This is a genomic window from Morganella psychrotolerans, assembly GCF_001676055.1.
Classification (GTDB): Bacteria; Pseudomonadota; Gammaproteobacteria; order Enterobacterales; family Enterobacteriaceae; genus Morganella; species Morganella psychrotolerans_B.
This window is the reverse complement of the sequence record NZ_LZEX01000002.1, coordinates 1-21,444: the sequence shown is the minus strand read 5'-3', so window position 1 is coordinate 21,444 and position 21,444 is coordinate 1. Positions and strand designations below refer to the sequence as shown.

At 46.5% G+C, this 21,444-nt stretch carries 19 protein-coding genes; 8 read left to right on the top strand and 11 right to left on the bottom strand.

From position 1 onward, the window contains the following. Nucleotides 1-71: 71 nt before the first annotated feature. Nucleotides 72-392 (top strand): hypothetical protein, encoded by a 321-nt coding sequence (locus tag AYY17_RS21445; RefSeq protein ID WP_156656625.1) that lies wholly within the window; start codon nucleotides 72-74, stop codon nucleotides 390-392. 166 nt (nucleotides 393-558) lie between these two features. Here AYY17_RS21445 and AYY17_RS03520 read toward each other — a convergent pair whose 3' ends face one another. The 7 genes from AYY17_RS03520 to AYY17_RS03490 form a co-directional block, all read right to left on the bottom strand. Next, on the bottom strand, nucleotides 559-924 hold the full coding sequence (locus AYY17_RS03520) for a PTS lactose/cellobiose transporter subunit IIA (protein WP_067421343.1): 366 nt from the start codon (nucleotides 922-924) through the stop codon (nucleotides 559-561). A gap of 3 nt (nucleotides 925-927) precedes the next feature. Further along, on the bottom strand, nucleotides 928-1,233 hold the full coding sequence (locus AYY17_RS03515) for a PTS sugar transporter subunit IIB (RefSeq protein WP_067421341.1): 306 nt from the start codon (nucleotides 1,231-1,233) through the stop codon (nucleotides 928-930). 144 nt (nucleotides 1,234-1,377) lie between these two features. Further along, nucleotides 1,378-2,502 (bottom strand): ABC transporter permease, encoded by a 1,125-nt coding sequence (locus AYY17_RS03510; RefSeq protein ID WP_067421339.1) that lies wholly within the window; start codon nucleotides 2,500-2,502, stop codon nucleotides 1,378-1,380. Beyond that, nucleotides 2,502-5,261 carry a ribosome-associated ATPase/putative transporter RbbA gene (gene rbbA, locus AYY17_RS03505; protein WP_067421337.1) on the bottom strand — a complete coding sequence of 920 codons (2,760 nt, stop codon included), beginning with the start codon at nucleotides 5,259-5,261 and terminating at the stop codon, nucleotides 2,502-2,504. Before rbbA ends, AYY17_RS03510 begins: the two co-directional genes overlap by 1 nt. After that, the gene (locus AYY17_RS03500; protein WP_067421335.1) at nucleotides 5,258-6,331 is read right to left on the bottom strand and encodes an HlyD family secretion protein; all 1,074 of its coding nucleotides are present in this window, start codon (nucleotides 6,329-6,331) and stop codon (nucleotides 5,258-5,260) included. The genes rbbA and AYY17_RS03500 overlap by 4 nt, the downstream gene beginning before the upstream one ends. A gap of 312 nt (nucleotides 6,332-6,643) precedes the next feature. After that, a complete protein-coding gene (locus tag AYY17_RS03495; RefSeq protein ID WP_067421333.1) occupies nucleotides 6,644-7,684 on the bottom strand; it encodes an ABC transporter permease in 1,041 nt (346 codons plus the stop codon). 44 nt (nucleotides 7,685-7,728) lie between these two features. After that, nucleotides 7,729-9,222, bottom strand: a complete 1,494-nt coding sequence (locus tag AYY17_RS03490) for a sugar ABC transporter ATP-binding protein (RefSeq protein ID WP_067421331.1) — start codon at nucleotides 9,220-9,222, stop codon at nucleotides 7,729-7,731. A 107-nt stretch (nucleotides 9,223-9,329) separates the two neighbouring features. Between AYY17_RS03490 and AYY17_RS03485 the strand changes: the two genes are divergently transcribed. The 5 genes from AYY17_RS03485 to AYY17_RS03455 all read left to right on the top strand — a co-directional run bounded on the left by AYY17_RS03485 (nucleotide 9,330) and on the right by AYY17_RS03455 (nucleotide 15,685). Beyond that, a complete protein-coding gene (locus AYY17_RS03485; protein ID WP_067421329.1) occupies nucleotides 9,330-10,256 on the top strand; it encodes a substrate-binding domain-containing protein in 927 nt (308 codons plus the stop codon). A gap of 346 nt (nucleotides 10,257-10,602) precedes the next feature. After that, the gene (locus AYY17_RS03480; RefSeq protein WP_067421327.1) at nucleotides 10,603-11,082 is read left to right on the top strand and encodes an Hcp family type VI secretion system effector; all 480 of its coding nucleotides are present in this window, start codon (nucleotides 10,603-10,605) and stop codon (nucleotides 11,080-11,082) included. After that, the gene (locus AYY17_RS03475; protein ID WP_067421325.1) at nucleotides 11,082-12,008 is read left to right on the top strand and encodes a DUF4225 domain-containing protein; all 927 of its coding nucleotides are present in this window, start codon (nucleotides 11,082-11,084) and stop codon (nucleotides 12,006-12,008) included. The genes AYY17_RS03480 and AYY17_RS03475 overlap by 1 nt, the downstream gene beginning before the upstream one ends. A gap of 1,347 nt (nucleotides 12,009-13,355) precedes the next feature. After that, nucleotides 13,356-14,696, top strand: coding sequence for a 30S ribosomal protein S12 methylthiotransferase RimO (gene rimO, locus AYY17_RS03460; protein WP_067421322.1), 1,341 nt, complete (start codon nucleotides 13,356-13,358; stop codon nucleotides 14,694-14,696). Then, the gene (locus tag AYY17_RS03455) at nucleotides 14,693-15,685 is read left to right on the top strand and encodes a sugar-binding transcriptional regulator (protein WP_067421321.1); all 993 of its coding nucleotides are present in this window, start codon (nucleotides 14,693-14,695) and stop codon (nucleotides 15,683-15,685) included. The genes rimO and AYY17_RS03455 overlap by 4 nt, the downstream gene beginning before the upstream one ends. Before the next feature lie 42 nt (nucleotides 15,686-15,727). Here the strand turns inward: AYY17_RS03455 and AYY17_RS03450 are convergent, their stop codons facing one another. The 4 genes from AYY17_RS03450 to mtnK all read right to left on the bottom strand — a co-directional run bounded on the left by AYY17_RS03450 (nucleotide 15,728) and on the right by mtnK (nucleotide 19,307). After that, nucleotides 15,728-16,099, bottom strand: coding sequence for a hypothetical protein (locus AYY17_RS03450; protein WP_067404439.1), 372 nt, complete (start codon nucleotides 16,097-16,099; stop codon nucleotides 15,728-15,730). A 161-nt stretch (nucleotides 16,100-16,260) separates the two neighbouring features. Then, nucleotides 16,261-16,905: an L-fuculose-phosphate aldolase gene (locus AYY17_RS03445; RefSeq protein WP_067421320.1), complete on the bottom strand. Its 645-nt coding sequence runs from the start codon at nucleotides 16,903-16,905 to the stop codon at nucleotides 16,261-16,263. A gap of 2 nt (nucleotides 16,906-16,907) precedes the next feature. Then, nucleotides 16,908-18,017: an S-methyl-5-thioribose-1-phosphate isomerase gene (gene mtnA, locus AYY17_RS03440; RefSeq protein WP_067421319.1), complete on the bottom strand. Its 1,110-nt coding sequence runs from the start codon at nucleotides 18,015-18,017 to the stop codon at nucleotides 16,908-16,910. 24 nt (nucleotides 18,018-18,041) lie between these two features. Next, nucleotides 18,042-19,307 carry an S-methyl-5-thioribose kinase gene (gene mtnK, locus AYY17_RS03435; protein WP_067421318.1) on the bottom strand — a complete coding sequence of 422 codons (1,266 nt, stop codon included), beginning with the start codon at nucleotides 19,305-19,307 and terminating at the stop codon, nucleotides 18,042-18,044. Between the two features lie 517 nt (nucleotides 19,308-19,824). On the opposite strand from mtnK, the gene AYY17_RS03430 reads away from it, so the two are divergent. Together AYY17_RS03430 and AYY17_RS03425 are read left to right on the top strand one after the other, a co-directional pair. Beyond that, entirely contained in the window at nucleotides 19,825-20,043 is a 219-nt protein-coding gene (locus AYY17_RS03430) for a helix-turn-helix domain-containing protein (RefSeq protein ID WP_067365057.1), read from the top strand. A gap of 116 nt (nucleotides 20,044-20,159) precedes the next feature. Continuing rightward, nucleotides 20,160-21,008, top strand: coding sequence for a glycosyltransferase family A protein (locus tag AYY17_RS03425; protein ID WP_067421317.1), 849 nt, complete (start codon nucleotides 20,160-20,162; stop codon nucleotides 21,006-21,008). Nucleotides 21,009-21,444 lie beyond the last annotated feature (436 nt).

Sequence of the window (21,444 nt, the reverse complement as noted above, 5' to 3'; positions counted from 1 at the left end):
TGTGATCCGCGTTATCCTCCGGTCTGTGGCTGTGTTGGCTGCGCTCAGAATTACGGGTCACATACTGATGTATGCTCCCCGGAATTCTTCACTTGCCGCCTTGCCACAAACCTGATGATTTAGCGGATCGCTTTCTCAGAAATAATTATTTGCCGGGATTGTCAAAAATTCAGAAGGGACAACCGGCAAAAAAAGGAAAGCGTAGAGCGCCATGGATGGCGCGATCCGAGCGAACAGGGATGTGTTTACAGCGACTTTCCGCTTTGCCGGTTATCCCGACACCCGAATCTGAAAGAAGAGGGTTTTGTTTTTTGGCTCTTTGTGGTTTCCTGTTTTTCACCAGTACAGCCAAAAATTCAGAAGGGCTAACCGGCAAAAAAAGGAAAGCGTAAGCGCGATGGATGGCGCGATCCGAGCGAACAGATCCGCGTCATCCTCCGGCCTGTGGCGGTGTTGGCTGCGCTCAGAATTCCGGGTCACATACTGATGTATGCTCCCCTGAATTCTTCACTTGCCGCCTTGCCACAGACCGGATGATTTAGCGGATCGCTTTGCCGGTTAGTCCGACGCCCGAATCCGGAAGAAGACGGTTTTATCTTTTGGTTTTTCCGCAATCTGCTGGTGCAGAGCAATAATCTCTGCGCCCAGCTCTGTCAGCATGACAGCGTTCATCAGATGATCCTGAGCGTGTACCAGCGCCAGGGTAACAGGGATTTTTCCTTCTCCCTCATCCAGGCTGATAAGCTGAGTCTGAATCCAGTGAGCGGCAGATAGCATCTCTTTTGCTTGTTGCATCAGTGCTTCTGCGTGCGGAAAATCCCGGTTTTCGCGGGCTTCACGAATCGCCTGAAACACCAGGCTGCGGGCGCTTCCCGCACTGGTGATAAGTGTAATGATATCGGTTTCAGTCGTTTGTTGTGTCACTGATTAATCCAGTAATTCCAGCGCCAGATTCAGCACCGCAGTACTGTCCAGATTCCAGAATGGCTCCATCTCAATGCAGGCGACCGGCTTTCCTGCGGCGGCAGCACTCTGCTGACATTCCCGCAGCCGGTGACGGATTTGCGGGGCGAGCAGGGCGGCATCATACTCTCCGGCACATTCACGGTAGTCATGAACCGAGCGGCTGGTAATCTCCATATCAATCCCCCCGGCTTGTGCCTCATCCTGCATTTTACTGACCAGCATCCGCGCAGAAATGCCGGTGTCACACATCAGTACCACCTTCTTCATGTCCTTATCTCCAAACTGTCCGTAACAAACTGAATTTACAGAAAAACGCCGCGTAAATATGATGATTTACACAGCGCGGGGTTAATCGTGGATCCGCCCGATGATAATATAGCAGGGATCATTGAGGTAGCGGATGAGTCCGGGTTACGCCATCGCACTGATTGTCTTGCGAAAACGCAGCAGAGCCGCGCAGAAGAACGCCGCTCCAATCACTATCAGATAAAGAAACTGCGGCCAGATTATCAGAAAATCTGCACCCCGGTAGAGAATGGCCTGCGCCAGGCTGACAAAATGTGTCGTCGGCATGGTCTGCATCACATCCTGCACGAACTGCGGCATACTCTCCCGCGAGGTCATCCCGCCGGACAGCATATTCAGCGGCAGCAGCACCATTATCATCAGCAACCCGAACTGCGGCATAGAGCGGGCAATCGTTCCCATAAAAATCCCGATTGATGTCGTGGCAAACAGACTGAGTGCCACACCGCACATAAACAGGGTAATCGATCCCTCTATCGGCACCTGCAGTAAAAACCGGACAACCAGCAGCAGCGAGCCGAGAGAGGCCAGCAAAACCACCAATCCCATTGACCAGACTTTTGACATCATTATCTCAAAAGGTGTCACCGGCATCACCAGAAGATGCTCAATCGTTCCGTGCTCGCGCTCACGGATAAGCGCCGCCCCGGTCAGAATAATCGAGAGCATCGTAATATTATTGATAATCGCCATGACAGAGCCGAACCACATCTGATCCAGGTTCGGGTTAAACCTGGCGCGGATATCCAAACCTACCGGCAGCACACTGTTTTCGCGGTTTTTAGCCAGAAAAGTATTCACCTCGCCGGTGACAATATTCTGAATATAACTGTTGCCGAGAAACGCCTGACTCATACGGGTGGCATCGACATTTAACTGGACAGCCGGGTGGCGTCCTGCCAGGACATCGCGCTGGAAATTCGGCGGAATATCCAGGGTAAACGTATACGCGCCGGTATCCATCAGCCCGTCCATCTGGTGTATCTCAATATCAGCAGGGGGCAGAAAATAGGGCTCATAAAAACTGTTAATAATGCGCTGGCTGAGCTGCGAGCGATCCTGGTCGGCAATCGCAATCGGCGCCAGATGCAGTGAATCTGATTTTACCGTAGCCGAGGAATAAATTGATACGGTGAATGCAAACACAATCAGTGCCAGCATCGCTTTATCCCGCATCAGGCTGCGCAGTTCTTTCATGCCGAGATAAATAATATTCTTCAGTGTCCGCATTATCCCTCCTGCTTTTTCAGGAAAAAGATGCTGCACCCGAGCACCACCGGGATGGTGATAAGCAGCGGAATAAAGGACTGATACAAATCGATAAGTCCCAGACCTTTGGAAAAAGTACCGCGGGTGATGGTCAGGAAATGCGAGGTCGGATAAATATGGCCTATCCAGTAACCCATACCTTCAAGTGATGATACCGGGTCAAGCATTCCGGAAAACTGTGTTGCCGGGATAAGGGTTATAATCGCCGTCCCGAAAATAGCGGCAATCTGACTCTTCATAAAGCAGGAGATAAGCAATCCCATGCTGGTGGCAATCGTAATATAGCAAAGTGCCCCCAGTGTTACTGTCAGGAGGCTGCCTTTGAGCTGTACGCCGAATACATAAACGGAGAGTATGCAGAGCAGGAAAAAGTTAAACATCCCCAGCAGGATATACGGCAGTTGCTTACCGATAAGAAACTCCGCTTTGGTAATCGGCGTAACATACAGATTAATAATAGAGCCGAGTTCTTTTTCCCGCACCACACTCAGGGCGCTGAGCATTGCCGGGATCATCATCAGCAGCAGCGGAATAACCGCCGGTACAATTGCGGGCAAACTTTTTACATCCGGATTATAGCGGTAGCGGGTTTCAATATTGACAGCAGACTGTGTTGTTGTTGCTACCGGCTGGCGTGATGCCATGCGGGTCAGCCAGTTCAGATGCATTGCCTGCACATAGCCGCGTACGGTTTCCGCGCGGCTCGGCATTGCGCCATCCACCCAGACACCCAAGGTTACATTATGGCCTTTGGCGATATCGCGGGCAAAATTCGGCGGGATTTCGATTGCGACAGCAATTTCCCCGCCGCGCAGACGCCGCTCCATATCATCATAATCACGCAACGGCGGTTGTTCGATAAAATAGCGCGAGCCGGAGAGATCTTGCACATAGCTCTGGCTGGTGGTGGTCTGATCGCGATCCAGTACGGCAAAACGCAGATTTTCCACATCCATACTGATGCCGTAACCCATAATAAACATCAGAATAACTGTGCCGAGCAGCGCCAGCGTCAGGCGGACCGGGTCACGGCGCAACTCCAGCCCTTCACGCAGGCTGTAACTGAACAGACGGCGCAGGCTGAAACGGCGCTTCAGTGCAGTGGCGGCAGTGTCTTCTGAGTTGGCGGGCAGCTCAGGCGCGGCGGCAGGCGGGGCATCATCCTCAATCCCGGAGGCTTTTTTCAGGTAATCGATAAATACCGCTTCCAGGGTATCAAACTCACTGTTTCTGACCAGATTATCCGGGGTATCTGTTACCAGCACTTTCCCCGCGTGCATCAGAGACATCCGGTCACAGCGCGCCGCCTCATTCATAAAGTGAGTGGAGATAAAAATAGTCACACCGTCATCGCGTGAAAGACCCACCATCAGATTCCAGAACATATCCCGGGCAATCGGGTCAACACCGGAGGTCGGTTCATCGAGGATCAGCATTTCGGGGCGATGGATAACAGCAACGGCGAGTGAGAGCCGCTGGCGGATCCCGAGGGGCAGACCTTCCGGCATCGCATCTGCAACATCAGTCAGCTTAAAGCGCGCCATCATTTCATTGACACGGGCATCAATGTCCTGCTCCGGCACATGGAACAGTTTGGCGTGCAGCACCAGATTTTGCAGCACCGTCAGCTCACTGTAGAGTGAAAACGCCTGCGACATATAGCCCACGCGCATCCGGGTATTTAAATCTTTCGGGTCAACTTCCTGACCAAACAGCCATGCTTTACCTTCACTGGCCTGTAACAGCCCGGTGAGCATTTTCATGGTGGTGGATTTACCGCAGCCGTTGGAGCCGAGAAAGCCGAATATTTCCCCTTTCGGAATGCGGAAATTGACGTGATCGACAGCGGTAAATGAACCGAAACGCATAGTGAGATCTTGTGCTTCAATTGCCACCGTCTCATTATCCTGAACCTTGCGCGGCGGGATCACCACGGATTCATGATCTTTGCGTTTCTCTTCCGGCAGCAGGGCGATAAACGCCTCTTCCAGCTCTGCGGTGTGTGTTTGTGCTTTCAGTTCGCGGGCGTGTCCGGTCGCCAGAACCTTGCCGTCATCCATCGCAACGAGATAATCAAAACGCTCCGCTTCTTCCATATAGGCGGTGGCAACCAGCACACTCATGTTTTGCTGGCGCTCACGGATGCGATCAATCAGATCCCAGAACTGGGCGCGGGAAAGCGGGTCAACACCGGTGGTCGGTTCATCGAGGATCAACAGTTCCGGGTCATGAATAAGAGCGCAGCAAAGCCCGAGTTTCTGTTTCATGCCACCGGACAATTTTCCGGCCGGGCGGTCGCGGAAGGGCGCAAGCCCGGTGCTGAGCAGCAGATCGTCAATACGCAGATGCCGCTCTTCTTCGGACTGACCAAACAGCCGTCCGAAGAAATCAACATTCTCAAAAACCGACAGAGTGTGATAGAGATTTTTCCCCAACCCCTGCGGCATATACGCGATGCGCGGGCACACTGCGCGACGGTGAGTTTCATCACGGATATCACCGTCCAGTACAATCACATTTCCCTGCTGTACTTTGCGGGCGCCGGCAATCAGGGAAATCAGTGTGGATTTCCCGACACCATCCGGGCCTATCAGACCCACCATCTGACGGGCGGGGATATGCAGACTGATATCATCCAGGGCGCACACATCACCGTAATGATGCGTAACCTGTTCAAGTGTGACGATCGCGGTGGCGGAAAGCGTCTGTGATGATGTCATTGAGGTAATTTCACCTCCAGTTCAGCAGGCCATTCCTGTTTGGGATCCAAACGAATGTACGCACGTCCCGGCAGACCTGTTTTTACATATTCGAGGTTTTTTTCCAGCAATTCAGGGGCTATCCGCGCACGGACACGAAACATCAGTTTTTGCCGCTCGTTATCTGTTTCCACGGTTTTCGGGGTAAATTGCGCAACACTGGCGACATACGACGTTTTCGCCGGTATCACCAGATTTGGCGCGGCATCGAGGATAATATGAACTTCGCTGCCGATGGCTGCTTGTCCCGCTTGTTCTGTCGGCAGGAAAAAAGTCATATACACATCACTGAGGTCGACCATATTCACGACACGACCACCGGCACCCAGCACTTCGCCCGGTTCGGCAACACGGTATTGCACACGACCGTTACGCGGGGCTTTCAACTGACTGTCATCGATATCAGCCTGAATACGCTGTTGCGTGGCGAGTGCGGCATCAACCCGGGTCTGCGCCTGAATAATACCGGACTGCGCGGCATCAATTGCTGCAGAGGCCGCCGCAACCTGGGCTTTGGCGGCTTCGACAGCCGCATGAGCGCCCTGAACCACCGCAAGGTCATCATCAAGCTGCTGAACGGAGATGGCATTGGTTTTTACCAGTGCCTGAGAGCGGGCCAGGCGTTTTTGCGCAGCATTCAGTTCAGACTGGCGCTGGCGCACCATGGCTTCTGCGGCTGTTTTCTCACTTTTCCGCTGAGCGAGCGCTGAACGGGAAGAAACCACATTGCTGGTCGCCTGACGGTATTGTGCCTGTGCTTCGCTCAGTTGTGCCTCAAGTGTGCGGGTATCCATCTGCGCCAGAACATCACCGGCACGGACAAAATCGCCTTCTCTGACATTGATGGTACTGATACGTCCGGCTGTTTTAGTCGAAATATCAATTTCCGTTGCTTCTATCCGGCCATTGCTTTGCGCAAATCCGGCGGGTAGCCCGGAAGGACTCATCAGCCGGTACAGATAGCCCCCGGCAATGAGAACAACAATCAGCAGGAGATAAAAGATCCACGTTTTACGTTTTGATTTTTGCATAGACACCGTGATTACTCTTCTTGTTAATAATAATGAGATAAACACAACGGCAGCATTTCAATACATAAGTGAAGAATAACATCACTGTGTATTTATATAATGTCAAAATTAAATGCTGATAAATAAAGTATAGCCGGATCAGAGTGATAATGCTGCCGCATATATCACATTCATCATCAGGGAAATATATTTTTCTCTGGTATATACCGGTTGGTTTTTAGTTGAAGAGGTTTCGGAGCCGGAACGGACTGAGCGAAAAAAAAGGATGCAGTAAAATAAGCCACCGCATCCCGTTTTTGAGTAAATAAACTGTCAGCGTTTAAACCAGCGGGATATAAACGTAAATGATACTCTTCCCCGGCGCACCTGGTCTAAAAATACCGCTAAAATAATCACAACACCGATAATCAGTCTTTGTGAATAAGATGCCACATTGAGGAGTGTTAAACCGTTTTGTAATACGCCCATAATCAGCGCACCGATTGCCGTGCCGATAACAGAGCCGATACCCCCGGCTAAACTGGTGCCGCCGATAACGGTTGCCGCAATGGCATCGAGTTCATAACCTTCCCCGGCAATAGGTTGTGCCGCATTTAAACGGCCGACTAAAATAACGGCTCCTAAAGCGGCGAGTCCGCCGTTAATGACATAGGCGCGGATCTCCAGCCAGGACACATTGATACCGGATAATCTGACTGCTTCGCGGTTACCGCCCAGCGCATAGGTTTGCCGTCCGAATTGAGTCTGTGTTAAGGCGTAATAACTCATCATCACCACGAAAAAGGCAATAATAACGGGAACCGGCAGATTAAAGCTCTCTGTTACGGCTATTTTCCCGTTACCGAGATAACGTAATGACGGCGGAAAGCTGTACAGTGTTTTCCCGCCGGCAATTGTCAGAGCCAGTCCCCGTGCAATTCCCATCATGCCTAATGTGGCAATAAAGGGGGGGACTTTCATGCAGACAATAACAAACCCGTTAACCAGCCCGCAAAGCGTGCCAACCAGAATTGCCCCGGCAATGGATAACATAACGACGGTGAGCTCCATCATTAATGAGGGATCCGGCCCAATCCATTCCATACCGGCATGAATAAAGGTTCCCAGGCTGACCGCACTCAGTGCCACGATTGACCCGACGGACAAATCAATCCCGCCGGTCAGAATGACGTAAGTCATACCGGTTGCGATAATGGAGATAGTCGCAACCTGCAGCAATATATTGACGATATTGTTTGTTTTGAGAAAAACAGGTGAAGCAAAGCTCATTCCGACAATAAGCGCGGCAAGAACCAACCCGATGCCCAGACTGGATATAAGGGATAATACGGATGATTTAGTGATACGTTGCATAATTATGTCACCAACTGTTGGTCAATTCTGTGGTTGTTCCGGGCTTATATACCCACCATTAAATGCATTAATTTTTCTTCTGAGGCATCTTTGCGTAAAACTTCGCCCACCATTGACCCCTGACGCATCACAATAATGCGGTTTGACAGCAACAATAGCTCGGGTAAATCGGAAGACACCATCACGACGGTGCCGCCGTCTTTTGTAAATGCCCGCATCAAATCATAAATTTCAGCTTTTGCACCGACATCAATACCGCGTGTCGGCTCATCAAAAAATAAGATTTTGACATTACTTTCCATCCAGCGGGCTAATACGACTTTTTGCTGATTACCACCGGACAATGTATTTGCCGTCTGCTCCTGGCTGCTGGCAACAATACGCAGCTTTTCCATATTCTTTTGCACACATATTTTTTCTTCTGACTGGTTAATAAACAAACCATTCCATAACCTGTGCAAGATGGGAAGAGTCACATTTTTCCGGATGCTGGCACCTAAAACTAAACCCTGTCCTTTGCGGTCTTCCGTTAAAAACCCGATACCGGCTTTTACCGCATCTTTAGGTGAGCGGATTTTTTGCTTAATATCATCAATATAAATATCGCCGGTGCTTTCATCGGCACCAAATATGGCGCGCAGAATTTCAGTTCTTCCGGCACCGACCAACCCTGCAAACCCCAGAATTTCGCCCTGATGCACATTGAACGATATTTTTTTAACGTGTGCATTTTGAAGATCACAGACTTTTAATTTAATATGACTGAAATTGGTATGATCCACTTCATCAGACGCTTTAATATCCCGTCCGACCATTAACCGAATTATTTCATTATTATCAGTATCTTTATACAGCATGGTGCCTGTCCGTACACCATCCCTTAAAACTGTGATGCGATCTGCAATATGATTAAATTCTTCTAAACGGTGAGAAATATAAACCATTCCGACACCCTTTGCTTTCAGCTGATGGATTACCCGGAACAGAGTTTCTGTATTTTTTCGGGAGATTGATGCAGTAGGTTCGTCGAAGATGATTATTTTATAATTATGGATTATTGCTTTAGCTATTTCTACCATTTGCTGTTGTGCCAGAGATAAAGAACTTATTTTTGCATCCGGAGATATATCAAGCTCAAGTTCCTCAATGACTTTTTTAGCAAGGTCGAACATTTCACGCCATTTCATTTGTCCGAATATATTATGCTTTTCACTGCCTAAAAATATATTTTCTAATACAGTTAATTCAGAAACCAGCAATAACTCCTGATGAATAAAGCCGATTCCTTTCAGCTGTGCTTCTTTTACATTCAGCGGGTTATACGAATTTTCAAATAGCGTCATACTGCCGCCGTTTGCGGGGTATATACCGGCAATTATTTTACAAAGCGTTGATTTTCCTGCGCCATTCTCCCCGACCAGACAATGAACTTCTCCGGCATACAATGTAAAATCAACGCCTTTCAGAACCTCTACCTGATTAAAGGATTTAATAATGTGATGCATGTCAAAAACAATCTTTTTATTAATCTCAGTCATATTATTATAATTCCAGATTTGATTGCTTATTATCTTTACTATACTGTTTTTTTTGTTATGTTGTGATTTCTGTATCCTACATCAATCAATTAGAGGTGTACATCGGTATGAAACGTCTATTCCAATCACTATTAGCCGCAATCGTATTAGTCGGATTTACTGCTGTAGCCCAGGCAGAAAAACCTAAAGTCGCCCTTATTATGAAAACATTAAGTAATGAATATTTCATTGCAATGAAAGACGGCGCAGACAAAGCGGCAAAAGAGCAAAACATTGATTTAATTGTTCAGGTTGCTGAAAAAGAAAACTCAACAGAAGAATTAGTCTCATTAGTTGAAAATATGATTGCGTCTAAAATAGATGCGATTGTAGTAACACCGAATGACTCGCATGCCTTTGTTTCCGTATTTAAAGATGCAGAAAAGGCCGGTATTCCTATTATTGATTTAGATGTGGAACTGGACAAAACCTCTGCGCAATCAGCAGGTCTGACTTACTATTATGTCGGCGTGAATAACTTTGATGGTGGTTATAAATCGGCAAAACGTCTGGTAGATGAGTTAGGCGGCAAAGGTAAAGTGGTTATTTTAGAAGGTATTCCGGGTGTCGATAATGGCGAGCAACGTAAAGCCGGGGCAATGAAAGCTTTTTCTGAAGCACCGGGTATTGAAGTTGTTGCCTCACAGACAGCTAACTGGGAAACCGAACAGGCTTTAAATGTAATGACCAATATTTTAACCGCCAACCCGGATATCAACGGTGTATTTGCCGCTAATGATAATATGGCAATCGGCGCGATTACCGCGATTGAAAATGCCGGTATGGAAGGCAAAATATTAGTATCCGGTTATGACGCACTGCCGCTGGCACTTCAGTATATTAAAGAAGGCAAGATGCTCAATACTATCGACCAGGGCCCGGCAGCTCAGGCAGCAAAAGGTCTGGAATTTGCCGTTAAACGCATTAATAAAGAAAAAGTACCGGAGCGTTTCTATCAGGATCTTATCGTGATAGATAAAAGTAATGTGAAATAATACCTGTCTCCTGTAAAAACACCTGTTAATACAATCAAATCCTGATAACAGGTGTTTCAGCAGAGATACATGGATAAGACCTCCGGTTCTGATACTCAGTCAGAACCGGTTTTTTTGTACACAGAAAATCCCGGACGTCGTTGGGGGATATTTATTTTTTCATTTAACGCAACACGCTACAGGGGGCGTAACTATCCGGCGGTGTGGGAAATCAACTTGGTGTACGGTATTTATTCATAGGTAGTATTGTAAAAGAGATCTCTTTTTCATTGTTGTTTTGTTGCATGGATATTCATAAAATGGTTAACTTAAGGTAAATTTAGTCGCGGTATCATAAGGATAAATAATGGCAAATATCATCTATCTGGCTGTAACGGGTAATAAACAGGGGTTAATCTCACGGGGGGCTTCAACAACAGACTCGATCGGAAACAAATATCAGGCAGGTCATGAAGATGAAATTTTAATATTTGAGTTATCTTCCAATATTTCCATGAACCAAAATGTCAGTTTTCAGCCGGTAGATATCCGTAAACCGATTGATAAATCTTCCCCGCTTCTGGCTCAGGCACTGACAAATAATGAAATATTAACATGTGATTTTTCATTTTACCGGACAGCAATGAGCGGAGGTATGGAGTTATATTATAAAATTAAACTCACTGGGGCATCGCTCGTCAGCCTTAATTGTTTTTACCCGAACTCGGTAACACATAATGATTCTCAACCGGAAGAAAGTATTTCAATCCGTTTTAAGTCTGTGACCTGGGAACATGTGATGGCGGGAACCAGTTCTTATAGTATCTGGGATGACAGAGGTTTCTGATGCCAACAGCACGGGTAATATCGACCCAACCGGCTTACAGCCGTGAATTTGATGATTATTGTCATAAGCTGAAAAATCTTTCAGAGCGGGCAGCATCCTATATTTTGCATGATCCGCAAGTGAGAACAGTTTACCGCGAGAATATCCGTCAGGCGATTGCGTACCTGCGTGAGGAATTTTACCGGAAACGAAGTTCTGCTGAGGATTACTATACTTACAGAGAAGGGCGGGATAATGCGTTTAATGGTCTTGTCTATTTGTATGATAGTGAGGAAGCTGATTATCAGCGTGCCCGGCGGAATGACTGGTCAGTTTATGAAAGTACACAGCAATTTGAAGAGCAGGGATGGCTTTTTTATGCAAAAAAAAGCGGGGAAATTGTTGGTGGGATGTTTCAGGTTGCTGGCGGTCTCATGACATTTAACGTTGGACGGGCAATAAGATCGAATAAGTTAAAGGGGGTGGGGTTATTAGCTATGTCTGTAGGTGCTAGTAATTCATATGAATCTGGTAGTGTGTTAATGTATGATATTACCAAAGGTAAAATCGGTGGTTATGATAATAACTTTATTCAAAATACAATGGGAAATATAGCTGAGCATGCTGGTTACAGTCGACATAGCGGAGAATTGACATATAAAATGGTGGATTTTAGTGTCAGTGTATTTCTCTCATTTGGTGCATTAGTCAAGTTAAAAAATCCAAACCGGATATTAAATCTGCCGGTTAAAACCCGTAATGGGGTTGTTTATCCAACTCTAATGGAACGCTGGTTTGGTGATAAAGGTGGCTACTTTTTGTATCACGCTATGCGTTCAGATTTTACATTCAAGTTTAAACAAATGTCACGACCTATGTTTATATATAATAGCGGTATGGCTATTAATAAACTAAGAATTTTAATTCCTGAGTTTACGGAGGAATAGTTTTTTTTAGTTTTATTTTCATGTAAACTATAGTAAGTTTATTGGCTATATGAATGTTTTTGAATAAGTGCCATGAGCTAAATAAGTAAGAAAATAGCGTTAATGAAAAACCAATGAATAATCTGTAAGTTAATGGCAAGTTGATGTTGTCTTTATACAGAAGTACGAGTGCGATTGTTGCTGTAATCAGCGTGGCGTTTATGGTGCTATTTATACTGAATTTTATATTTCTATGTATCGGTCTTTTTCTTGTATTCTTTAATATATTTTTTTCTTTCCTGTTTAGCATTTTATAGGTCTATTTTTTTATTTCTCATAGAGAGGTAGAGCATTATACACCCAGAGTCTTTTTTATTAAAAGCAAAAGAATACTCCGGATGTTTTTATCTTTAAGAAATAGCTTTGAGCTATGGTTTCAACCTTGCTGCCAAAGGCTATAGTCAGCGGCGGTTTTACGTGCCTGTCAGGTTAATTTGTTTACTAAAATCTATCTTTTCTTCCCGATAATGACTGATATCTGCCGGATACAACGATTTGTTTATCCAATTTGTATAGAGCGTGGGTTTGGTGATAAATGTGGTTATTTTTTATATCATGACCGGCGTTTGGGTTTTACATTCACATTTAAACAGATGTCACTATTTGTATTTTCATGTAATCCCTGGTAATGGTATGGAAATGATAGATATTTCAATCTCTTGGTTTACGGAGGAGTAATTTTTTTTATTTTTATTTTTATGTATATTAACATTAGTTTGTTTGCCAGCGTAATGCTCCTGAAAGAGTACCATCCACTAAATAAATAAACAAATAATGTCATGATGAATCCAAAGGTGATCTTATATAGCAGTGGTAAATTTAAATCCTCGCTATAGAGGAAAATAATTGAGATAAAAATTATGAACGATACGGCTTGTATATTACCTACAATGCTAAATTTTATACTTCTGTATAGTGGTGTTTTCATCGTTTTTTTCAATATGTCCTTTTCTTTCCTGTTTAGCATTTTATCTACTCGGTATTTTTATTTTGTTTAAAGGTAAGTTGATTATACACTTGGTATCTTTTCTATTAAAAGTAAAAAATATTCCTGAGGTTTTTATTTTTATGAAATAGTTCCGGGCTGTGACTCCAACCTTGTTACCAAAGGTTATCGTGCCTGTCAGGGTTGGATTCAAGATACCCATTATCCCGGGCGGGGCCGAAGATGCAAATTATTTCCTGAGAAAGCTATCTGTCAGGTTAATTTGTTTGCTAAAATCCACCTTTCCTTCCCGATAATGACTAATATCTGCCGGATTTTGCAGTAACTTACTGTGTATCCTGCCTTTTTGAGTAAATGAGCTTATGTCGCAAAATACCAACACCGTGCCGAAAGTCGGTTTCGTCTCTTTAGGCTGCCCGAAAAACTTAGTGGACTCCGAACGTATCCTGACTGAACTGCGTACTGATGGTTATCAGGTCGTGCCGAGTTATGACGATGCCGATGTGGTGATCGTCAATACCTGTGGCTTTATCGACAGCGCCGTACAGGAGTCGCTGGAAGCTATCGGCGAGGCGCTGGCAGAAAATGGTAAAGTCATTGTTACCGGGTGTCTGGGTGCGAAAGAAGATCAAATCCGTCAGGTGCATCCGAACGTGCTGGAGATAACCGGTCCGCACAGCTATGAGCAGGTGCTGGCGAGTGTCCGTAAATATGTGCCGAAACCGGCGCATGACCCGTTCACCAGCCTGGTGCCGGAGCAGGGCGTGAAACTGACCCCGCGCCATTACGCGTATCTGAAAATTTCAGAAGGCTGTAATCACCGCTGCACATTCTGCATTATTCCGTCCATGCGCGGCGATCTCGACAGCCGTCCGGTAGGCGAAGTGCTGAGCGAAGCGCAGCGCCTGGTTGAGTCCGGCGTAAAAGAGTTGCTGGTGATTTCGCAGGATACCTCCGCTTATGGCGCAGATATCAAACACCGTACCGGGTTCCGTGATGGTCTGCCGGTGAAAACCAGCATGATTGGTCTGTGTGAACAGTTATCACAGCTGGGTGTGTGGATCCGCCTGCATTATGTGTATCCGTATCCGCATGTGGATGATGTGATCCCGCTGATGGCTGAAGGTAAAGTGCTGCCGTATCTGGATATTCCGTTACAGCACGCCAGCCCGCGTATTCTTAAATTAATGAAACGCCCGGGCGCGGTGGAGCGCACACTTGAGCGCATCAAACGCTGGCGGGAAATTTGTCCGGAGCTGACTCTGCGCTCTACCTTTATTGTCGGCTTCCCTGGTGAAACAGAAGAAGATTTTCAGATGCTGCTGGATTTCCTGACCGAGGCGCGTCTGGATCGCGTTGGCTGCTTTAAATACAGCCCGGTGGAAGGTGCAAAGGCAAACGAATTGCCGGATCCTGTGCCGGAAGAGATACAAGAAGAGCGTTATCATCGCTTTATGCAGTTACAGCAGAAGATTTCCACCGAACGTCTGGCAGAAAAAATCGGCCGTGTTCTGCCGGTGATTATCGATGAAGTGGATGAAGATGAAGGTGCTGTCGGGCGCAGCATGGCGGATGCGCCGGAAATTGACGGTATGGTCTATCTGAACGGCGAGTTTGACGTGCAGCCCGGTGATATTGTGATGGTTAAGATTGAACACTCGGATGAGTATGACCTCTGGGGCAGTGTGGTGCGCGAAGCATGACAGCCGGTGACAACCGTGTGTTTAACCGGCTGATGTTCGGTAACGATCCCGTTTTGCAGGCGGCATGGCTCTATTATCAGTCTGGCCTGAGCCAGACTGAGGTTGCTGACGCGATGGGAATTTCCCGTGTGACGGTGGTGAAATACCTGCAAATTGCACGGGAAAGCGGCGTGGTTAATATCAGCCTGGATATGTCACGCTACAGCCGGATTGACATGGCGTTGTCACTGAAAAAACAGTTTGATTTAACCAGTGTGCTGGTGGTGCCGGATAACCCGGCACCGGAGGCCGCGGCTGATTCCGCCCGCCGCCGTGAAAATATGGCGCAGGCGGCAGCGGTCTATCTCAGTCAGGTGATTGAGGACGGCGATGTGCTGGGTGTCGCATGGGGAAGAACTATTCACCATCTGGCAAAGTGTCTGATGCCGAAAACCGTGCATAACGTGACTGTATTGCAGATGCTCGGTTCTGTGCCATCTCAGCCGGATTTCACGACAGTGGAGTCATCTTCGCTGATCGCCGGTAAATTTGGCGGTGAATGCGCTTATCTTCATGTTCCGGCGATCGTCAGCTCGGCAGAACTGGCGGATGCACTGCGCCGTGAGCCGATTATCCGCGCTAATTTTGCCCAGCTTGACCGCTGCACCAAATCATTATTTGTGGCGGGCAATGTTACTGAAGAAAATCCGCTTATCCGTGCGGGTGTGATTACAGCGGAAGAAATGGCTGATTTTCGCCGCAAGGGCGCGGTCGGGGTTATCTGCGGACGTTTTTATGATAAGGACGGTACGCCGCTGGATACGCATACTGATGCCCGCATTCTGGGAATACGTCTGCCGCAATTGCAGCAGATTGCACGGCGGATTTTTATCGCCACCGGTGAGCAAAATGTTGCTGCAACACGCGGGGCATTGCTCGGCGGCTATGTGTCAGATTTGATAGTGGATCCGGTGATAGCGGCCAATTTGTTGTCAGGACAGTCGTCATAATACGCCGCCGTAAGGCGGCTTATCAGCGTAATTAAGTGCTTATTATTTTGCCGCAGTTGCTTTTTCAGCGTCAGTGCGGGTATCGCCTTTACCATCATTCAGTAATTGTATTGCACAATCCATATACTGATTGGTGCCTGCTTCAATCACATCGCGGTTAAATACGACGCTGGGCGCGCTGTTTTGTAGTGCGGTAACATTGATATTACCGTTAAATTTCTTATTTAAATCAACTTCACCTTCAATGATGACCTGATAAGCAATACCGTCAGGCAGGTATTTTGCACAATCCTCAATACTTTTCTCTTTAAATTCAGTCTCTTTAAATTCAGCCTCTTTTTTTAGTGTTGAGCATCCGGGCAAAATGAGCAGAATGGCGGATATCAGGGCAGAATAGCGGATCACTTTTTTCATAAAAACCTTAAATCATAAATATATTAAGGTGTTATTATATTGAAAATGATTATCATTTGAAGTAATTAATTGCAATTGGTTATTTATCAGAATAATTAATGAACTATATGTTGAGTTATGCACCAATAAAAAACGGCGCATTGCGCCGTTTCTGCTTGCCGTTACTCTGTTTTCAACCCGTAGGTTTTAAATTTACCTAATACCTTCTGCATCTCTTCGGCACTCAGTACCGGAACATCCGGTGTGATCGCGCGGATTTTCAGGTATAACGCAGACAGCACTTCAGTCTCATGCGCCAGCCACAAGGCTTTTTCCAGGTTGACTTCCATCGTCAGCATACCGTGATGCTGCATAATCAGTGCCTTACTGGTTTTGATGCCTGCAGCCACAATGTCCGCCAGCTCATGTGTGCCAAACGTTGCATAAGGTACACACGGGATATGATCGGTGCCGGAGACAGCAATCATATAGTGAATAGCCGGAATGGATTCATTGAGAATAGAAACGGCGGCAGTATTCAGCGCATGATTATGAACAACTGCGTTCAGCTCCGGACGCGCCTGATAACAACTCAGGTGAAAATGCCATTCACTGGATGGGATCTTATCCGCTTCCGCCTGCCCTGAATTATCCATATAGACAATGCTGTCAGGTGTCAGTTTTTCATACGGCACACCGCTCGGGGTGATAAGCATGCCGTCCTGCCAGCGGGCGCTGACATTACCGGATGTGCCCTGGTTCAGCCCGCTTGCATTCATTTTCAGGCAGGTATCGATAATCTGTTGTGCAAGTTCTGTACGGGTCATGGTTACACCTCATACTCTGACGGCCACATATCCGGGAACATGCCTTTAAGCCCTGCCGGTGTGGCATCACAAATACCGCGCTCGGTAATCAGTCCGGTGACATATTCCGCCGGTGTGACATCAAACGCATAGTTACCGCAGGTTGTTCCCTGCGGCGCCGTATTTACCCAGCCTCGCGTGCCTTCGGGCGTGATACCGAATACATGGGACTGCTCTTCACCGGCGCGTTGCTCAATCGGGATCTCTTTTACGCCATCCCACACCGTGAAATCGAGAGTCGGTGAGGGCAGTGCCACATAAAACGGCACATTATTCGCTTTGGCTGCCAGCGCTTTCAGGTAAGTACCGATTTTATTACAGACATCCCCGCGTGCTGTGGTGCGGTCGGTTCCGACAATACACATGTCCACTTTGCCGTGCTGCATCAGATGCCCCCCGGCGTTATCTGCAATCAGGGTATGCGGCACGCCGTGTGAGCCCAGCTCAAAAGCGGTCAGTCCGCCCTGGTTGCGCGGACGGGTTTCATCCACCCATACGTGAATATTAATCCCTTCATTATATGCCTGATAAATAGGTGACAGTGCCGTGCCCCAGTCCACTGTTGCCAGCCAGCCTGCATTACAGTGCGTCAGAATATTGACCGGCTCTCCGGGCTTTTTACGGGCGGCAATATCACGGATAATCGTCAGCCCGTGCTCACCAATACGGTGGCAGATCTCAGCATCTTCATCTGCAATTTCACCGGCAATGCGGTAAGCAGCTTCACAACGGGCATCCGGCGTCAGCGGTGTGAGAGCGGTGCAGATCCGGTCCAGCGCCCATTTGAGGTTGATTGCGGTCGGGCGGGTGATAACCAGTGTATCGTAAGCGGTTTTCAGTGCGGCATCACTGCTGTCACGATGCATCGCCAGTGCAACGCCGTAAGCGGCAACCGCACCAATCAGCGGTGCGCCGCGTACCCACATATCTTTAATCGAGGTCGCAGCCTCTTCCGGTGTGGCTAACTGAAGGATACTGATTTCAAACGGCAGTTTTGTCTGATCAAAAATGCAGACATTAACACCGTTTTCAGCTAACCAGACGGAGCGGTAGTGTTTTCCCTGAATTTTCATTATGGCCTCGTAAGCAGGTGGCGATTAACAATAAGAAAGAAATGGTGTGATATCGTCAAAACTGCGGTAATGACGGGCGTTGACAATCAGTTCACGGGCGAGTTTCAGTGCCTTGCGCTCAAGTGTTGCCCGCAGATCGGCATCTTTAATAGTTTTAAAATCTGCTACACCAGCGAACCCGAGCAGACGGCGGTTAATTTCCAGACCGGCGTTAACCAGCGTGTCCTGAAACAGTTCAGCAAAGAAATCGTCCTGTGCGGTTTTGAGAAACTTATCGTCAAATAATCCCTCCTGATATAATTCGCGCGGCCAGGCATCTCCCTGCTGTTTTTCTGTCCACAGACGGCGGAACTCTGTCTCAAAGACAGACCAGGTCTGACTTATCTGTGACAGCAGCCATTGTTGATATTGCGCAGTGTCGCTCTCATTTTCCCGGTGTGCGGGCTGAGAAAACCACGCCATATATAAATTGCCGATATAATTACCGGTATCAAATGCCATAGGTCCCATAAAGCTGAATTCAGGATCAATCACCTGAACGGAATTTTCGCCCGTCATGATGGAGCCGGAATGCAAATCGCCATGCAGCAGAGCCTGAGTCTGTGTCATAAATTTATATTTATAACGCATAGCAACCTGCACCATTTCCCGGTCAAGCATGACGGCGTTTGCGTCTTTATCCAACTGCGGGGAGGTGTGTTGATTACGTGGCGCGGGGTAATAGGGCTCGGTGAAAATCAGGTCTTCGGTGATTTTACACAGCTCATGGTTCACGGAAAATTGTGCGGTAAGGGCCTTTTTATCCTGTGCATTCATACCGAGATCAGAGGTATGAAACAGTGTCTGCGCCATAAATAAACCGGTTTTTTCTGCAAGCCCGGGAACAAATGTACCGGCAATCAGCGCTTTACGCAGAATAATATGATCACCGAGATATTCCATGACAAACAACGCCATTGTTTCATCATAGAAATACACATCAGGCACATAATCAGGCGCGAAACGTTTTTCCTGCAACAGCGCATGATATTCAAAATAGTTGCGTTGCAGGGAGAGCTGCCACGACTCGCCTGCGGCACGGACGTATGGCAGGGACTGTTTTACCACTAATGTGTTTTCACTTCCCCGGACGATAAAAACCAGATTGAGATTACCGTCTCCCACTTCTTCTACCTGCCAGTCATCGGGTGAACCGCCAGATTGCAGATGAGGAGGGAGATGTGCGGCAAGATAAGCGGGAAGCGTTTTACTGGTTTGCGGGGTATATCCGGCGGGCGTTGCTCGTGTCATAAGATAACCTCAGAAACAGAAAGGAGTGATTTACAAATGTAAATTATAACTATACATTTGTATTGCTTCTGTGATGAGAATAACACATCTTCTGATGATTGCATGAGATATAAAAACCGATAAAACTAAAACCGGTAATAAATTCTCAAGTATGTTTTTCCTGCGCCACAGGAAAAATAGAGTGGTGCATTATTATCTCTTGCAGTAACCAGGTATATATACCCGATCATTAAATGTGATAATTCTTATTTTTTCCGATTTAAGAGGTTAAGTGTGATTAGGTAGGTAATATTACAGGAAATAGGAATATTGATATTGATTTCAATGAGCCGATAAGGTTAAATTATTTTGCTGATTTAGAATATGCCTGATATTTACAATCGAAAATTGATATGTTTTCATTTTATTTCAATATGTTGAATTTTGTTTTGTGCCGAGGATTCCGGCATTACAGGCATGGCCTTAAAAATGGATTTTTTTGTTATCACATTGTCAATATAAGCGAATGGAGTATCTTATGGAGACCGAATATATTTATTCTTGCGTCGGAAGCCGGATTAAAGAAAAGAGAAAATACTTAGGATTAAGTGTTGTCCGGTTAGCTGAAGATATGGGGATAACCCAGCAACAATTTAACCGCTATGAACGCGGAACAAGCCGCATTAGTATCCATTATCTGATATATCTGGCTGAACTGTTCCATGTTCCGGTGGAATACTTTTTCAATAAAGAATAGTTTCCCGGTAGTTAAGTCGTGACATGGTACTAACCGTATGTGAAAATGGCCGACAGTTAATGTCGCACTGGTTGTTAATTGTCGGCCAGTCAAATGTGGTAAGGGCTGCAAGTACTATGTCGCGCGAATTCTTCCGTAAGGTTACTGATAAACAGCACATTAAGCTGTCTTATGTTACTCACTTCTATTGTAATCAGCAGGATATTTCGGAAGTAATTAATCTGTTGCGCGGGTATGAAAAAATGCCGGCGTCAGTTCTCGATCATGTTCAGTTTGTGATTGTTGATGATTGCTCTCCGGTTGAGTATGAGATCCCCGAATTTGATTTAAATCTGACCTGGTTACGGATCACAACCGATATTCCCTGGAATCAGGGCGGTTCCCGCAATCTGGGTGTGACTTATGCCAAATCAGATAAAATTCTGATGACTGACCTGGATCATGTCCTGCCGGTATCTACGTTTACTTATCTTATCAATGCGGCCAATCCGGGACGGACGTTTTATAAACTGTATCGTCAGGATGAAAACGGCAAAACGTATAAAGGACACTCAAATCTGTTTTTTATGTCCCGTGCGCGTTTTTTCCGTTTTTACGGCTACGATGAAGAGTATTGTGGTCACTATGGCGCAGAAGATTACCGCTTCGTTAAGTTACAGAAATATAACGGCTCCCGTCAGCGCTACTTACCTAAATCGGTGTATGCACAAGAGCGGATTGTTGATCGTGAAAAATCCTATCACACCCTGGATCGTGATCTGAGTTACAACACTCCGGTCGATAAGCGCAAGCATGATGAAATTTGCACTTATGGTGCAGAAGCAGGGCACTCACGGTTATTTCTTGATTTTGAATGGAAAATACTTAAATCAGTTTCCCGTCCGCAGCCTGCGGAACGCAAAAAAATGCCCGGCTGGAAAACCCGCTGGTGGCTGCGCTGGTTGTTTGCATCACTGGCAAAATAAAACATACAGACATAAAAAAAAGCGCCTTCACCGGCGCTTTTTTTATGTCTGTTGCTCAGAATGTTTTGCTGTACTTAGCAATGATAGCAGCAGCACGGGTCAGATAAGAAATGAATGTTCTGATGTTTTTCATAATCAACTCCTGCGTTTGAATTAGGGGTTAAAGCGGTTTTCGCTTCGATAGAGGCATTATAGTTATTTTGTGACAAAGGTCAAATTTTTAATAAAATAAACTTTATTTTGTTAAAAATGTTTTTAGGTCTGTGGTGTGTAAATAACGGTGTACGGAGTACACTCCTAAATTACAGACAACAAAAAAGCGCCATGAAGGCGCTTTTTTGTTGTCTGTCTGATAATCAGAATGCTTTGCTGTATTTAGCAATGATAGCAGCAGCACGGGTCAGATTTGAGAAGAAAGTTTTGATGCTTTTCATAA

Coding starts and splice junctions, on each gene's coding strand:
- AYY17_RS21445 (WP_156656625.1), top strand. CDS start 72: ATGCTCCCCGGAATTCTTCACTTGCCGCCTTGCCACAAACCTGATGAT.
- AYY17_RS03515 (WP_067421341.1), bottom strand. CDS start 1,233: ATGAAGAAGGTGGTACTGATGTGTGACACCGGCATTTCTGCGCGGATG.
- AYY17_RS03510 (WP_067421339.1), bottom strand. CDS start 2,502: ATGCGGACACTGAAGAATATTATTTATCTCGGCATGAAAGAACTGCGC.
- rbbA (WP_067421337.1), bottom strand. CDS start 5,261: ATGACATCATCACAGACGCTTTCCGCCACCGCGATCGTCACACTTGAA.
- AYY17_RS03500 (WP_067421335.1), bottom strand. CDS start 6,331: ATGCAAAAATCAAAACGTAAAACGTGGATCTTTTATCTCCTGCTGATT.
- AYY17_RS03495 (WP_067421333.1), bottom strand. CDS start 7,684: ATGCAACGTATCACTAAATCATCCGTATTATCCCTTATATCCAGTCTG.
- AYY17_RS03490 (WP_067421331.1), bottom strand. CDS start 9,222: ATGACTGAGATTAATAAAAAGATTGTTTTTGACATGCATCACATTATT.
- AYY17_RS03485 (WP_067421329.1), top strand. CDS start 9,330: ATGAAACGTCTATTCCAATCACTATTAGCCGCAATCGTATTAGTCGGA.
- AYY17_RS03480 (WP_067421327.1), top strand. CDS start 10,603: ATGGCAAATATCATCTATCTGGCTGTAACGGGTAATAAACAGGGGTTA.
- AYY17_RS03475 (WP_067421325.1), top strand. CDS start 11,082: ATGCCAACAGCACGGGTAATATCGACCCAACCGGCTTACAGCCGTGAA.
- rimO (WP_067421322.1), top strand. CDS start 13,356: ATGTCGCAAAATACCAACACCGTGCCGAAAGTCGGTTTCGTCTCTTTA.
- AYY17_RS03455 (WP_067421321.1), top strand. CDS start 14,693: ATGACAGCCGGTGACAACCGTGTGTTTAACCGGCTGATGTTCGGTAAC.
- AYY17_RS03450 (WP_067404439.1), bottom strand. CDS start 16,099: ATGAAAAAAGTGATCCGCTATTCTGCCCTGATATCCGCCATTCTGCTC.
- AYY17_RS03445 (WP_067421320.1), bottom strand. CDS start 16,905: ATGACCCGTACAGAACTTGCACAACAGATTATCGATACCTGCCTGAAA.
- mtnA (WP_067421319.1), bottom strand. CDS start 18,017: ATGAAAATTCAGGGAAAACACTACCGCTCCGTCTGGTTAGCTGAAAAC.
- mtnK (WP_067421318.1), bottom strand. CDS start 19,307: ATGACACGAGCAACGCCCGCCGGATATACCCCGCAAACCAGTAAAACG.
- AYY17_RS03430 (WP_067365057.1), top strand. CDS start 19,825: ATGGAGACCGAATATATTTATTCTTGCGTCGGAAGCCGGATTAAAGAA.
- AYY17_RS03425 (WP_067421317.1), top strand. CDS start 20,160: ATGTCGCGCGAATTCTTCCGTAAGGTTACTGATAAACAGCACATTAAG.